The sequence below is a fragment of the Phreatobacter stygius genome (genome assembly GCF_005144885.1).
Taxonomy (GTDB): Bacteria; Pseudomonadota; Alphaproteobacteria; order Rhizobiales; family Phreatobacteraceae; genus Phreatobacter; species Phreatobacter stygius.
Genome location: NZ_CP039690.1, coordinates 2,557,931 through 2,572,417 on the forward strand (window position 1 = coordinate 2,557,931; position 14,487 = coordinate 2,572,417).

Here is a 14,487-nt window from a genome sequence, read left to right on the forward strand (position 1 = left end):
GAGCACACGAATGAGTGCCGCCAACGAACAGCAGATCAGCGATTGGAACGGCGCGACCGGTGCGCGATGGCTGGCCAATCAGGAATGGCTCGACCGGAGCCTCAGCACCTATGGCGCCGCCGCCCTGACGGCGGCTCGGGCCCGGCCCGGCGAGGCGGTGCTCGATATCGGCTGCGGCGCCGGCGCCACCACGCTCGATCTCGCGCGGCAGGTGCTGCCCGGCGGCACGATGGTCGCGGTCGACATTTCCGAACCGCTGATCGGGCGTGCCCGCGAACGGGCGAAGGCGCTCGAGCTTGCGATCGATTTCAAGCTGGCCGATGCCAGCGCGCATCCGTTCAAGCCGGCGGCCTTCGACCTGTTGTTCTCCCGTTTCGGCGTCATGTTCTTCGACGATCCGGTGGCAGCGTTCAGCCACCTCCGGGAGACGCTCCGGGCCGGCGGGCGGCTGGCTTTCGTCTGCTGGCGCAGCATGGGCGAGAACGACTGGTTCAAGGTGCCGCTCGGCGCAGTCCTGGACATCCTGCCGCCATTGCCGCCTGCCGAGCCCTTTGCTCCGGGCCCGTTCGCCTTTGGCGACCGGCGTCGCGTGGACGGCATATTGCGTCAGGCAGGCTTTGCCAATGTCGCCTTCGCGCCGTTCGATGCGCCGGTGCTGCTGGGCCTCGGCGAGACCCGCCAGGCGGCGGTCGACGACGCCGTGGACCAGGCGCTTCGGGTCGGCCCCCTGCCGCGCCTGCTCGCCGAGCAGACCGATGATCTGCGCGAACGCGCGACCGCCGCCATTCGCAAGGCCTTGGCCGGATGCGCCACCGCCGATGGCGTGGCCGTTTTCGGCGCGGCCTGGATCGTCACCGCCACGGCCTGATCCGGTCAATCGGCGCACTCGCCGCCGATAGCCGGGAGGCCGAGGACCGGGAGAAAGTGGCGGACGGGCCGGCGGGCGGTTGTCTATTGTTCGTTTCTGGCATAACGTATGCCAGCGAAGAAGAATGCGACGATACGGGAGGATCGAGCCATGAAGATCCATGAGTTCCAGGCGAAACATCTCCTGACGCCCTACGGCCTTCAGGCGCCGGACGGCGCCGTCGCCATCACCGCACGCGAGGCCGGCGACATCGCCCGGCGGCTCGGCGTGCAGCATGTCATCGTGAAAGCCCAGATCCACGCCGGCGGCCGCAAGCGGGCCGGTGGCGTCCAGCGCGTCGGTAGCCCGGTCGAAGCGGAAGTGGCGGCAAGCCGGCTCATCGGCGAGACCCTGGTGACGGCGCAGACCGGACCGGCCGGCCAGAAGGTCAGACGCATCCTGGTCGAGGCCGCGGTCGTCGCGATGCGCGAACTGCACCTTGCCTTGCTGGTCGATTCCGCCTCCGGCGAGCTCATGCTGATCGGCAGCGCCAAGGGCGGCGAGGACATCGAGGAGCGCGCGGCAAGTGGCGACCTGCCCTTGAGCCGGCTCAAGCTCGGCACCGGCCAGGAGCGGCGCACCGACGAGATCGCCGCCTTCGTCACGGCGCTCGGGCTCGACGGGGCGCTGCATGCCCAAGCCTGCGCCCTGGTCGACGGCCTCCGGCGCGCCTTTGTCGAGCTCGATGCCAGCCTGATCGAAATCAATCCGCTGGCGGTCACCGCGGGCGGCGCGCTCGTGGCGCTCGACGTCAAGATGGTGTTCGACGACAATGCCCTGTTCCGCCACGCCGACCTGGCCGCCTTGCGCGACGAGGACGAGACCAGCGCCATCGAGCTGCAGGCGCAGCGCCATCAGCTCAACTATGTCCAGCTCGACGGCGACATCGGCATGGTCGCGAATGGCGCGGGGCTTGGCCTTGCCACCCTCGACATGGTCGTCGCAGCCAAGGGCAGGCCGGCCAATTTCATGGATATCCGGACCACCGCGACCAGCCTGGACGTCGCCCATGGTTTCCGGCTGCTGCTCGACAATCCGGCGACCCGGGCGATCCTGATCAATGTCCATGGTGGCGGCATGCAAGCCTGCGACACCATTGCCGAGGGGCTCGGCATCGCGATCAGGCGCACCGGCCGCCGTTCCCTGCCGCTGGTGGTGCGGCTCGCCGGCAACAACGCCGAATTCGCCCGCTCGCGCTTCGAGAATTTCGGCTGCGCGATCATCGATTGCCCCGACATGTGGACCGCCGCATCGCAAGCGGTCTCGCTTGCTGCCAAGGGAGCCTGAGCCATGGCCGTCTTTCTGGACCGCGATACCCGCGCCATCTGCCAGGGCATGACCGGCTGGGCCGGCACCCACCACGTGGCGCGCATGATGGAATATGGCACCAAGGTCGTCGGCGGCGTGACGCCCGGCAAGGGCGGCCGCTCGCATCTCAACCTGCCGGTCTATGACCGGGTTGCCGATGCCCGTCGCGAGACCGGCGCCAATGCCAGCATCCTGTTCGTGCCGCCACCCACCGCAGCCGCCGCCATGATCGAGGCGATCGAGGCCGAGATGCCGCTGGTCGTGGTCGTCACCGAGCGGGTGCCGGTGCTCGACATGGTTCGGGTGCGCGACGCGCTGAAAGGCGGGCGCACCATCCTGGTCGGCGCCAACTCGCAAGGCATCCTGGTGCCGGGCATCGGCAAGCTCGGCGTGATGGCGACCGGCAGCGAGCGCCCCGGCGGTATCGGCATCGTCTCGCGCTCGGCATCGCTGACCAGCGAGGTGGTGGCCCAGATCACCACCGCCGGCCTCGGCCAGTCGACCACGGTCGGGATCGGCGGCGACCCGATCCATGGCATCGGCATGCGCGAATGCCTCGAACGGCTGCTCGACGATGCCGATACCGAAGGCGTCGTCTTGATCGGCGAGATCGGCGGCACCGAGGAAGAAGAGGTCGCCGATTACATCGCGGGGCTCCGGCCGTCGAAGCCCATCGTCGCGCTGATCGTCGGCCGGGAGGCTCCGCCGGCGCGCCGGATGGGCCATGCCGGCACTTTGACCTTGCGCGGCACCGGCGATGCCGCGGCCAAGATCAAGGCGCTGGCAGCGGCCGGCGTCAGGATCGCGCCGAGCCCGCATCTGGTCGGCGAAACCATCCGGCAGGCGCTTGCCGAGCGGCGCTAGGGCCCGGGACGCCGCCCGCCGATCGAGGCGGTGATCTCGTCGGCGGCCCGGCGCACCATCGGGCCGAACTCATCGAGCTTGCGCAGCGTCACGCGCACCGCCGGTCCCGATATCGAAACCCCGGCGATCACCTCGGCATGTTCGTTGAAGATCGGCGCGGCCACGCAGCGCATGCCGACGGTGCGCTCCTCGTCGTCGAGCGCCCAGCCGCGCCGCCGCGCCTCGTCGAGTTCGCGCAGCAGCAGCCCGAGATCGGTGCGGGTCTGCTCGGTGAAGCGTTGCAGGCGCCTTGCACCGCAGATCTGCCGGACCCGGTGTTCCGGAAACTCGGCCAGCAGCGCCTTGCCGACGCCGGACGAATGCATGGCGCCACGGCTGCCGGCGCGGAAAAAGGCGCGCAGCGTGTCATGGCTTTCCACCTGCGAGATGAACACCACCTCGCCATTGTCCTCGATGCCGAGATTGACGGTTTCTCCGGTCGCTTCCATCAGCGCCCGCATGGTCGTCCGGCCCATGCTGGCAATGCGCCGGTTGCGCAGGAAGGCCGAGCCGATCTTGAACGCCTCGACGCCGACAAGCCAATGGCCGCGATCCATGTCGTGCAGCACGAAGCCGCGGCTTTCCAGCGTCAGCAGCACCCGGTGCACCGTGGAGGCCGAGACGCCGGAGCGGCGGCTGAGCTCGGTCAGGGTCAGCCCATCCTCCTCGGCAAGCAGGCCGAGTAGCGCAAGCCCCCGGTCCAGCGCCTGCACCGATCCCGGCGCCAGCGCGGCCTTCAACGAGCGCGGACGCCCACGGCCCTTGCGAGGTTCGACCAATGCCATTGCCGCGCTCCTGCAATCGTCAGCCGGCCGAGCAGAACACAGGCGCGGTGATCAGGCGAATGGAAAATGAAATAATTTTTCAGAAGGAACCAATACGGAATTCTGAAAGAAATATAACGCGCTGTTTTATAAGGCTATTTTTCTGCATCGGTGAAGGCGAAAAAACTTTCTGAAATAAATTGACCGGCTCCGACTTGTGGGATCTGGTATGCCAATCAATAGCATCTCGTCGGGAGAATGCGCCATGCCGAAAATGAAGGCCATCGAGGCCGCGATCAGGGTTCTGGAACGCGAAGGGGTCACACAAGCCTTCGGCGTGCCGGGCGCGGCGATCAACCCGCTATATGCCGCGCTCAGGAGCCGCCAGACGATCCACCACATCCTGGCGCGCCATGTCGAAGGCGCCTCCCACATGGCCGAGGGTTACACCCGCGCCAAGGCGGGCAATATCGGCGTCTGCATCGGCACGTCGGGGCCGGCGGGCACCGACATGATCACCGGGCTCTATTCGGCCATCGCCGATTCCATCCCGATCCTCTGCATCACCGGCCAGGCCCCACGGGCACGGCTCTACAAGGAGGATTTCCAGGCCGTCGACATCGAGGCGATCGCCAAGCCGGTGACCAAATGGGCGGTGACCGTGCGCGAGCCCGGCCTGGTGCCGCGCGTCTTCCAGCAGGCCTTCCACGTCATGCGCTCGGGCCGTCCGGGTCCGGTGCTCATCGACCTGCCGCTGGACGTCCAGCTCGCCGAGATCGAATTCGACGACGAGACCTATGAACCGCTGCCGGTCTACAAGCCGGCCGCCTCGCGCCGCCAGATCGACAAGGCGATGGCCATGCTGGACGCGGCCGAGCGGCCGTTGATCGTCGCCGGCGGCGGCATCATCAATGCCGATGCCGCCGAACTGCTGGTCGAATTCGCCGAGCTGACCGGCGTGCCGGTCGTCCCGACCCTGATGGGCTGGGGCGCGATTCCCGACGATCATCCGCTGATGGCCGGCATGGTCGGCCTGCAGACCAGCCACCGTTACGGCAATGCCACGATGCTCGCCTCCGACTTCGTGCTCGGCATCGGCAACCGCTGGGCCAATCGCCATACCGGCTCGATCGAGACCTACACCAAGGGGCGCCGTTTCGTGCATGTCGACATCGAGCCGACCCAGATCGGCCGTGTCTTCAACCCGGATTACGGCATCGTCTCCGATGCCAAGGCGGCGCTCGAGCTGTTCGTCGATGCGGCGCGCGAGCGCGGCGGCAAGGGGCAGTTGAAGAACCGCAACAATTGGTCGCGCGAATGCCTCGCCCGCCGCCAGACCATGCTGCGCAAGAGCCATTTCGACAACGTGCCGCTGAAGCCCCAGCGGGTTTACCAGGAGATGAACGAGGCCTTCGGCCGCGACGTCTGCTACATCTCGACCATTGGCCTGTCGCAGATCGCCGGCGCCCAGTTCCTCAACGTCCACAACCCGCGCCACTGGATCAATTGCGGCCAGGCCGGCCCGCTCGGCTGGACGCTGCCGGCGGCGCTCGGGGTCCGCGCCGCCGATCCCGACCGCGAGATCGTCGCGCTGTCCGGCGACTATGACTTCCAGTTCCTGATCGAGGAACTGGCGGTCGGGGCCCAGTTCAAGCTGCCCTATATCCACATCGTCGTGAACAACTCCTATCTCGGCCTGATCCGCCAGGCCCAGCGCGGCTTCGACATGGATTTCCAAGTCCAGCTCGCCTTCGACAACATCAACGCCCCCGATCTCGCCGGCTACGGCGTCGACCATGTCGCGGTGGCCGAAGGGCTTGGCTGCAAGGCGATCCGGGTGCGCAGTCCGAACGAGTTCAAGGCCGCCTTCGCCCAGGCCAAGGCCTGGCTGAAAGAGCACCAGGTGCCGGTCGTCATGGAGTTCATCCTGGAGCGCGTCACCAATATCGCCATGGGCACCGAGATCGACAATGTCGTCGAGTTCGAAGAGGTGCTCGATCTGCCCGTGCCGGAACGCGAGCTCCAGCCGGCGGAATGACAGCGAGCCGCGGCGCGGCGGCTGCCGCCGCGCCTGACGTCACCCAGCAATGACGGGACAAGCCCATGCCGCGTTTTGCCGCCAACCTGACGATGCTGTTCAACGAGCAGGCGTTTCTCGACCGGTTCCAGGCCGCGGCCGAGGCCGGCTTCAATGGCGTCGAATATCTGTTCCCTTATGATTTCGACAAGCTCGAGCTCGCCGCCCGCCTGAAGCGCTGGAACCTGGCGCAGGTTCTGCACAACCTGCCGGCCGGCCATTGGGACGCCGGCGAGCGCGGCATCGCCATCCTGCCCGACCGCGCCGGCGAGTTTCGCAGCGGCGTCTACCGGGCGATCGACTATGCCACCGCGCTCGGCTGCAGCCAGGTCAACTGCCTCGTCGGCGTGGCGCCGGAAGGCGTCGATCACGCGCGCCTGTATGAAACCCTGGTGAGCAACCTGCGGCTGGCGGCCGACGAACTCGAACAGGCGGGCATCGCGCTGCTGATCGAGCCGATCAATACCCGCGACATCCCGGGCTTCTTCCTGAACCGGACGGACCAGGCGCTGCGCCTGATCGACGACGTCGGTTCGTCGAACCTGTTCATCCAGTACGACATCTACCACATGCAGATCATGGAGGGCGATCTGGCCCGGACCATCGAGACCCATCTCGACCGGATCGGCCATATCCAGCTTGCCGACAATCCCGGACGCAACGAACCCGGCACGGGCGAGATCAACTTTCCCTTCCTGTACCGGCACCTGGACGCCATCGGTTACGCCGGCTGGGTCGGCTGCGAATACCGGCCAGCCCGCGACACCCTGGCGGGCCTGACCTGGCTGCCCCGCCAAAAACTGACCGCGTGACGGCGAAGGCGGCTGCGCGATGTTGAACGGAAGAAAGGTCACGCCATGACTGAAATCGGCTTCATCGGACTGGGCATCATGGGCCGTCCGATGGCGGAACATCTGATCGCCGGCGATCATCGTCTGCATGTCTCGCGCCACCACAAGCCGGTGGCGCCGGATCTCGTGGAGAAGGGCGTCGTCGTCCACGCGACGCCGAAAGCCGTCGCCGAGGCGAGCGACGTCATTTTCCTGATGCTGCCCGATACCCCGCAGGTCGAGGACGTGCTGTTTTCGCCCGACGGGGTCGCGGCCGGCCTGGGCGCGGCCAAAATCGTCGTCGACATGAGTTCGATCTCGCCAATGGCGACCAAGGACTTCGCCCGACGCATCGAGGCTGCCGGCGGCCTTTATCTCGACGCGCCGGTCTCCGGCGGCGAGGTCGGCGCCAAGGCGGCAAGCCTCACCATCATGGTCGGCGGCCCGGAGGCGGCGTTTGCCCGGGTCAAGGGGCTGCTCGAACTGATGGGCCGGAACATCACGCTGGTCGGTGGCAATGGCGACGGGCAAACCACCAAGGTGGCCAATCAGATCATCGTCGCCCTGACCATCGAGGCGGTCGGCGAGGCCCTGCTGTTCGCCTCCAAGGCGGGCGCCGATCCGGCCAAGGTCCGCCAGGCGCTAATGGGCGGCTTCGCCGCGTCGCGGATCCTCGAGGTCCATGGCGACCGCATGGTCAAGCGCAGCTTCGAGCCCGGTTTCCGCATCGGACTGCATCAGAAGGATCTGAACCTCGCCCTCGACGGCGCCCGCGCGCTCGGCCTGTCGCTGCCGAACACGGCAACCGCGCAGGAACTGTTCAACGCCTGCGTCGCCCATGGCGGCAAGAACTGGGACCACTCGGCCATGGTGCGCGCGCTGGAACTGATGGCGAACCACCAGGTCGGCGCGACGACAGCCAAGGGGGAATGACCATGAAGATCTGTATCTACGGCGCCGGCGCGATCGGCGGTTATATGGGCGTGATGCTGAAGCGCGGCGGCGCCGACGTCTCGCTGGTTGCTCGCGGCGCTCATCTGGAGGCCATCAAGGCCAATGGGCTGAAGCTCGTGCTCAAGGACGAAAAGCTCACCGAGCGCATGCCCGCCAGCAGCGCGTCGCGCGACCTTGGGCCTCAGGACGTGGTGATCGTCGCGCTCAAGGCGCACCAGGCCTGGGAGGCGGCCGAGGACATCAAGCCCTTGCTCGGGCCGGAGACCATCGTGGTCACCGCCCAGAACGGCGTGCCCTGGTGGTATTTCCACGGCCTCGACGGACCCTATGCCGATCTCCGCCTGGCGAGCGTCGATCCGGGCGACCGCCAATGGCGGGCCATTGGCCCGCAACGCGCCATCGGCTGCACGGTCTATCCGGCGACCGAGATCATCGAGCCGGGCGTCATCAAACATATCTATGGCGACCAGTTCGGCCTCGGCGAACCCAACCGGGTCGCCAGCGACCGGCTTGCCCGCTTCGCCGAGGCGCTTGCCGCCGGCGGCCTGAAGCCGCGCCTCTATCCCGATATCCGCGACGACATCTGGATCAAGCTGTGGGGCAATCTCTGCTTCAATCCGATCTCGGCGCTGACCCAGGCGACCCTCGACATCGTCGCGACCGATCCCGGCACGCGGGCTTTGTCGCGCAACATGATGCTCGAGGCCCAGGAAATCGCCGAAACCCTTGGCGTCACCTTCCGGGTCGATGTCGATCGCCGGATCAATGGCGCCGCCGGTGTCGGCGCCCACCGCACCTCGATGCTGCAGGATCTGGACAAGGGCCGGCCGCTCGAGATCGACGCGCTTTTGACCGCCGTCCAGGAAATGGGCCGGCTGGTCAAGGTTCACACGCCCTATATCGATGCGGTGCTAGGGCTGGTGCAGCAGCTGGGACGGGTGAAGGGCCTCTATCCGACCTTCCCGGCCGAAACCGCTCTGGTGGACGAGCGCCGACTGGCCGCCTCATGATGCGCGCGAATCGGCGGTATTCCGACCAGCACCGCCGACCTGCCGAGCCATTGTGAGGACATCGTGAAAAGACATCGACGCGCGAAAATCGTTGCGACCCTTGGGCCCGCAAGTTCGGACGCCGACACCATCCGCCGCCTGTTCGAGGCCGGCGTCGATGTCTTCCGGCTGAATTTCAGCCATGGCAGCAAGGATGATCACCGCGCCCGGCGCGACATCATCCGCTCGCTCGAGCGCGAGGCCGACTATCCGATCGCCATCCTGCAGGACCTGCAGGGCCCGAAGATCCGTCTCGGCGCGGTCAAGGACGGCAAGGTGGCGCTCGCCACCGGCTCGACCATCCGTCTCGTCCTCGACAAGACCGCGAGCGATGCCGGCCATCTGCCGCTGCCGCATCCGGAAATCTTCGAAGCCGTCATGCCCGGCCACAACCTGCTGGTCGACGACGGCAAGGTGCGCCTGGTGGTCACCGGCCTGACCAATGATGCGATCGAGGCCCGTGTCGCCGTCGGCGGTGTGGTCAGCGACCGCAAGGGCGTCAATCTGCCCGACACCGTGCTGCAGCTCTCGCCGATCACCGAGAAGGACCGCGAGGATCTCGCCTTCGGCCTCGATCTCGGCGTCGACTGGGTCGCCTTCTCGTTCGTCCAGCGCCCCTCCGACCTGATCGAGGCGCACCAGCTGGTCGGCGGCCGCGCCGGCGTCATGGCCAAGATCGAGAAGCCCTCGGCGCTGACGGCCATCGACGACATCATCACGCTGGCCGACGCGGTGATGGTCGCGCGCGGCGATCTCGGCGTCGAGATCCCCGCCGAGGACGTGCCGGGTGCGCAGAAGGACCTGGTGCGGCTCTGCCGCCTGGCCGCCAAGCCGGTGATCATTGCCACCCAGATGCTCGAATCGATGATCCAGACGCCAACCCCGACGCGGGCGGAAGCCTCCGACGTCGCGACCGCCATCTATGACGGTGCCGATGCGGTCATGCTGTCGGCGGAAAGCGCCTCCGGCCAGTTTCCGGTTCACGCGGTCGAAACCATGGACCGCATCATCAGGCGCACCGAACAGCACCGGTCCTACCGGCCGATCATCGAAGCCCTCAAACCCGCGATCGAGGCCATGCCGCAACATGCGGTCGCGGCAGCCGCGGCGGAAGTCGCCGATGCGATTGGCGCCTCCGCCGTCGTCGCCTTCACCCAGAACGGCACCACCGCCTACCGCATCGCGCGCCAGCGCTCGCCGGTGCCGATCCTCGGCCTGACGCCGCACGAGCAGACGGCGCGCCGGCTGGCGCTGCTCTGGGGCACCTACAGCATCCGCTCCGACGAGGTCTCCGACTATAGCCAGATGGTCGACCAGGCCGTCGCCCAGGCGCTTGCCGCGGACTACGTCAAGCCCGGCGAGACCCTCGTCGTCGTCGCCGGCGTGCCGTTCGGCCAGTCCGGCAGCACCAACAATCTGAGGGTGGTGACGGTCTGAGATCGCCGATCTCGGCCGCCGCCGCCGGACCCAAGGGAGAGACCATGTCCAGCGCATCAATCCGGCCGGCGGCCGACCACGGCGGCGATCCGACGGCCCGGTGGGTCCGTTTCGCGCGAAACGGCGCCGAAGGTTTCGGCACGATCGCGGGCGACGCCATCGCCGTCCACGCCGGCTGCATGTTTGCCGGCGCGGCGCCGACCGGCGAGACCGTGGCCTTGGCCAGCGTCGAGCTGCTGGCCCCGGCGACGCCCTCGAAGATCATCGCGCTCTGGAACAATTTTCACGCGCTCGCCGGCAAGCTGGCGGTGCCGGTGCCGTCCGAACCGCTCTACCTGATGAAGGCGCCGTCCTCGATCGCCGCGCCGGGCGCGACGATCCCCCGGCCGTCGTCCTATTCCGGGCGGGTCGTCTATGAGGGCGAGCTCGGCATCATCATCGGCAAGACCTGCCACGAGGTGAGCCCGGACGAGGCCGGTGATTTCATCTTCGGCTATACCTGCGTCAACGACATCACGGCGCTCGACCTGATCGCCGCCGACCCGACCTTCTCGCAATGGGTGCGCGCCAAGAGTTTCGATGGCTTCGGCCCGTTCGGCCCGGTGGTGGCGACCGGCATCGAGCCCGGCGGGCTGACGGTGCGCACGGTGTTCAATGGCCAGGAGCGCCAGAACTATTCGGTCACCGACATGATCTTCCAGCCGCACGACCTGGTCAGCCGCATTTCACACGACATGACGCTGGTGCCGGGCGATCTCATCTGCTGCGGCACCTCGCTCGGCGTCGGCACGATCAAGGAGCCGACCAACACGATCGAGGTGACGATCGACGGCATCGGCACGCTGACCAACGGCTTCGTGCAATAGCTGGTGGCGCCTTGCTCATCGGGCGGCCGTCCTTCGAGGCTCGCGCAAGGGCGCGAGCACCTTCAGCGCAAAAGCGAAGCTTTTGTCGCGGGGATGAGGGGATGTCGTGAATTGCACTGACGTTGCTTATGGCTGCCCCAAATGCAGGGCTCGTTGGCCGGCTTCAGCTGAAGGAGCCTCGCCTCAGTCGAAGATATCGGCGTGTTCGTCGACATAGGCCGCGAGGCCGAGCGTGTGATCGCGCGACAATCGTTCGGCGAGCTCGATATCGCGGCGCTCCAGCGCCTCGATGATCTTCAGGTGATCGACGATCGAGCGGCTCGCCCGGTCGTCGCGGCCAATGGTCATCTGACGGATGCCGCGCACGTGGAGCAGCAGGTTGTTGGTCATGTCGATCAGCAATTGCGAGCCGCTGAGGCCGATCAGTGTCTGGTGGAACACGATATTGGCCGAGGAATATTCGCTGACATGTTCGGCCGGCTTGTGCGCCTCGTTGAAGTTCTTGAACAGCGTGCGCAGCTTGCCGATCTCGGCATCGCTCGCCCGCACGACCACCAGCCGCGCGGCCATGCTCTCCAGCGCCGCCCAGGCCTGGATCATCTCGACGACTTCGTTCTTGGTCTTTTTCAGCACCACGATGCCGCGCCGCGGCAGCGACTTCACGAAGCCTTCCTGCTCGAGCATCGCCACCGCCTCGCGCACCGGCGTGCGGCTGACGCCGAGCCGCTCGGACAGCTGGCGCTCGTCGATCCAGGTCGGCTCGCGCGAGCCGTAGATATCCATGTTGATGATCGCGTTCTTCAACGCGGCATAGACCTTGGTCTTGAAGGTTTCCTCGGGCGCGAAACGCTCGAGCACGAGGTTCGGCGCAGAGCTGTCCGGCAGGGACGCGCGCAACGGGGCTTTCAACGGTCATACTCCTGCATCGTCGGGCCGGACCGCGCGAGGCGGCGGCGGGTTCTTGCCGATGGTGTACCAGATGCCTGGGCTCCGTTGAAATCCCCGTTTCATCCTGCTTTCGTCCAAATTGCGGTTTTCCGGCATGATTTTGCCAGCGCCGACCTCGGCGGCACACGCATGCCGCGCAACCGATGCAGCCCGCGGGCTTTGCAGGGGTGGAGGCCGACCGCCGGTCGATTGGTCACACGGCCGAAAGCGCCTCGAACCTGAGGGTCCGAGACGCCGTAGGATTGGCAGGGGCGATGCCGGGAGCCCGCAACGCCTGGCTCTAGAACGACCACTCGATCTCGGCGCCGCGCTCCTCGCGCGCCGGCGGATCGCCTTTCAGCAGCTCCACCAGCGTCTTGCCGAGCCTCGCCGGTGACGGCGAGACACGGATGCCGGCGGCCTCCATGGCGGCGATCTTGTCCTCGGCGCCGCCCTTGCCGCCCGAGATGATCGCACCGGCATGGCCCATGCGACGGCCGGGAGGCGCGGTGCGGCCGGCGATGAAGCCGACCATCGGCTTCTTGCGGCCGCGCCTGGCCTCATCCCGGATGAACTGGGCGGCATCTTCCTCGGCCGCGCCGCCGATCTCGCCGATCATCACGATCGTTTCGGTCTTCGGATCGGCCAGGAACATTTCCAGCATGTCGATGAATTCGGTGCCCTTGACCGGATCGCCGCCGATGCCGACCGCAGTGGTCTGGCCAAGCCCCTCGCGCGTGGTCTGGAACACCGCTTCATAGGTCAGCGTACCCGAACGCGAGACGATGCCGACCGAGCCGCTCTTGAAGATATTGGCGGGCATGATGCCGATCTTGGACTGGCCGGCGGTCACGATGCCGGGACAGTTTGGACCGATCAGGCGCGATTTCGAGCCTTCCAGCGAACGTTTCACCTTGATCATGTCCTGCACCGGAATGCCCTCGGTAATGCAGACGATCAGCGGAATTTCCGCCTGGATCGCCTCGCAGATGGCATCCGCGGCGCCCGGCGGCGGCACATAGACGACGCTCGCCTGCGCCCCGGTCCGATCGCGCGCCTCCACGACCGTATTGAACACCGGCAGGTCGAGATGGGTCTGGCCGCCCTTGCCGGGCGCCACGCCACCGACCATCCGGGTGCCATAGGCGATCGCCTGCTCGGAATGGAACGTGCCGTTCTTGCCGGTAAAGCCCTGGCAGATGACCTTGGTGTTCTTGTCGATGAGAATGGCCATGATCTGTTTCCTTAAGCCCCGCGCACGGCGGCGACGATCTTCTGGGCGGCGTCATCAAGGTCGTCGGCCGGGATGACGTTGAGGCCGGAGGACCGGATGATCTGCTTGCCTTCCTCGACATTGGTGCCTTCGAGCCGCACCACCAGCGGCACTTCCAGGCCAACCGTCTTCACCGCGGCGATGACGCCGCGCGCGATGACGTCGCATTTCATGATGCCGCCGAAGATATTGACCAGGATGCCCTTCACCTGCGGATCGGCGGTGATGATCTTGAACGCCGCGGTGACCTTCTCCTCGCTGGCGCCGCCGCCGACATCCAGGAAGTTCGCCGGCTCCTCGCCATAGAGCTTGATGATGTCGAGGGTGGCCATGGCCAGACCGGCGCCGTTGACCATGCAGCCGATCGTGCCGTCGAGCGCGATATAGGCGAGGTCATATTTCGACGCCTCGATCTCCTTGGCGTCCTCTTCCGTCTCGTCGCGGAGCTTGAACAGGTCCGGGTGGCGGAACAGCGCGTTGTCGTCGAACGACACCTTGGCGTCGAGACAGCGCAACTTGCCGTCCTTGGTGACAACAAGCGGATTGATCTCCAGCATCGCCATGTCCTCCTCGACGAAGGCCCGGTAGAGCTTCGCCGCGAGATCTTCGGCCTGTCTGGCGAGATCGCCGGTCAGGCCCAGCGTTTCGGCCACCGTGCGGCCGTGCAGCGGCATGATGCCGGTGGCCGGATCGACCGAGAAGGTCCTGATCTTCTCCGGATTGTCATGCGCCACTTCCTCGATGTTCATGCCGCCTTCGGTCGACACGACGAAGGCGACCCGCGAGGTGTCGCGGTCGACCAGCATCGACAGATAGAACTCGCTGGCGATCGCCGAGCCATCCTCGATATAGACACGGTTGACCTGCTTGCCGGCCGGGCCGGTCTGCGCCGTGACCAGCGTCTGGCCGAGCATTTCGCGGACGAAGGCGGAAGCCTCCTCGACCGAGCTCGCGAGCCTGACGCCGCCTTTGTCGCCGGCCGCCTTTTCCTTGAACTTGCCCTTGCCGCGGCCGCCGGCATGGATCTGCGACTTGACCACCCAGACCGGCCCGCGCAGCTGGCGGGCGACTGCCTCGGCATCTTCGGCCTTGAGCACGGGATAACCGTCTGGGACCGGCACTCCGAATTCGCGGAGCAGTCCCTTGGCCTGGTATTCGTGAATGTTCATGACGATCTCTCGGGTTTCAGGAG

The 14,487-nt window shown here is 66.7% G+C and carries 13 protein-coding genes; 9 read left to right on the plus strand and 4 right to left on the minus strand.

What is annotated here, in order from left to right; genetic code table 11:
• Positions 1 to 10: 10 nt before the first annotated feature.
• From E8M01_RS11785 to sucD (E8M01_RS11795), 3 genes are all read left to right on the plus strand, one after another.
• Complete coding sequence (locus tag E8M01_RS11785; protein ID WP_136960294.1) at positions 11 to 868, plus strand: class I SAM-dependent methyltransferase; 858 nt, start codon at positions 11 to 13, stop codon at positions 866 to 868.
• A 150-nt stretch (positions 869 to 1,018) separates the two neighbouring features.
• On the plus strand, positions 1,019 to 2,194 hold the full coding sequence (gene sucC / locus E8M01_RS11790) for an ADP-forming succinate--CoA ligase subunit beta (RefSeq protein ID WP_136960295.1): 1,176 nt from the start codon (positions 1,019 to 1,021) through the stop codon (positions 2,192 to 2,194).
• A gap of 3 nt (positions 2,195 to 2,197) precedes the next feature.
• Positions 2,198 to 3,079, plus strand: coding sequence for a succinate--CoA ligase subunit alpha (sucD, locus tag E8M01_RS11795; protein ID WP_136960296.1), 882 nt, complete (start codon positions 2,198 to 2,200; stop codon positions 3,077 to 3,079).
• Here the strand turns inward: sucD (E8M01_RS11795) and bhcR are convergent.
• A complete protein-coding gene (gene bhcR / locus E8M01_RS11800) occupies positions 3,076 to 3,903 on the minus strand; it encodes an HTH-type transcriptional regulator BhcR (RefSeq protein WP_136960297.1) in 828 nt (275 codons plus the stop codon). The two genes, sucD (E8M01_RS11795) and bhcR, sit on opposite strands and share 4 nt — an antisense overlap.
• 244 nt (positions 3,904 to 4,147) lie before the next feature.
• On the opposite strand from bhcR, the gene gcl reads away from it, so the two are divergent.
• The 6 genes from gcl to E8M01_RS11830 all read left to right on the plus strand — a co-directional run bounded on the left by gcl (position 4,148) and on the right by E8M01_RS11830 (position 11,095).
• Complete coding sequence (gene gcl, locus E8M01_RS11805) at positions 4,148 to 5,920, plus strand: glyoxylate carboligase (protein WP_136960298.1); 1,773 nt, start codon at positions 4,148 to 4,150, stop codon at positions 5,918 to 5,920.
• A gap of 65 nt (positions 5,921 to 5,985) precedes the next feature.
• The gene (gene hyi / locus E8M01_RS11810; RefSeq protein ID WP_136960299.1) at positions 5,986 to 6,771 is read left to right on the plus strand and encodes a hydroxypyruvate isomerase; all 786 of its coding nucleotides are present in this window, start codon (positions 5,986 to 5,988) and stop codon (positions 6,769 to 6,771) included.
• 45 nt (positions 6,772 to 6,816) lie between these two features.
• Positions 6,817 to 7,722 (plus strand): 2-hydroxy-3-oxopropionate reductase, encoded by a 906-nt coding sequence (locus E8M01_RS11815; RefSeq protein ID WP_136960300.1) that lies wholly within the window; start codon positions 6,817 to 6,819, stop codon positions 7,720 to 7,722.
• A 2-nt stretch (positions 7,723 to 7,724) separates the two neighbouring features.
• Positions 7,725 to 8,753, plus strand: coding sequence for a 2-dehydropantoate 2-reductase (locus tag E8M01_RS11820; RefSeq protein WP_136960301.1), 1,029 nt, complete (start codon positions 7,725 to 7,727; stop codon positions 8,751 to 8,753).
• A gap of 63 nt (positions 8,754 to 8,816) precedes the next feature.
• Complete coding sequence (pyk, locus tag E8M01_RS11825; RefSeq protein WP_136960302.1) at positions 8,817 to 10,229, plus strand: pyruvate kinase; 1,413 nt, start codon at positions 8,817 to 8,819, stop codon at positions 10,227 to 10,229.
• A gap of 44 nt (positions 10,230 to 10,273) precedes the next feature.
• Complete coding sequence (locus E8M01_RS11830; protein WP_136960303.1) at positions 10,274 to 11,095, plus strand: fumarylacetoacetate hydrolase family protein; 822 nt, start codon at positions 10,274 to 10,276, stop codon at positions 11,093 to 11,095.
• 183 nt (positions 11,096 to 11,278) lie between these two features.
• Here the strand turns inward: E8M01_RS11830 and E8M01_RS11835 are convergent, their stop codons facing one another.
• The 3 genes from E8M01_RS11835 to sucC (E8M01_RS11845) form a co-directional block, all read right to left on the minus strand.
• Positions 11,279 to 12,004 carry a GntR family transcriptional regulator gene (locus E8M01_RS11835; protein WP_136960304.1) on the minus strand — a complete coding sequence of 242 codons (726 nt, stop codon included), beginning with the start codon at positions 12,002 to 12,004 and terminating at the stop codon, positions 11,279 to 11,281.
• 319 nt (positions 12,005 to 12,323) lie between these two features.
• Positions 12,324 to 13,256, minus strand: a complete 933-nt coding sequence (gene sucD, locus E8M01_RS11840; RefSeq protein ID WP_136960305.1) for a succinate--CoA ligase subunit alpha — start codon at positions 13,254 to 13,256, stop codon at positions 12,324 to 12,326.
• Positions 13,257 to 13,267: 11 nt separating this feature from the next.
• Positions 13,268 to 14,464: an ADP-forming succinate--CoA ligase subunit beta gene (gene sucC / locus E8M01_RS11845; protein ID WP_136960306.1), complete on the minus strand. Its 1,197-nt coding sequence runs from the start codon at positions 14,462 to 14,464 to the stop codon at positions 13,268 to 13,270.
• Positions 14,465 to 14,487: the final 23 nt, after the last annotated feature.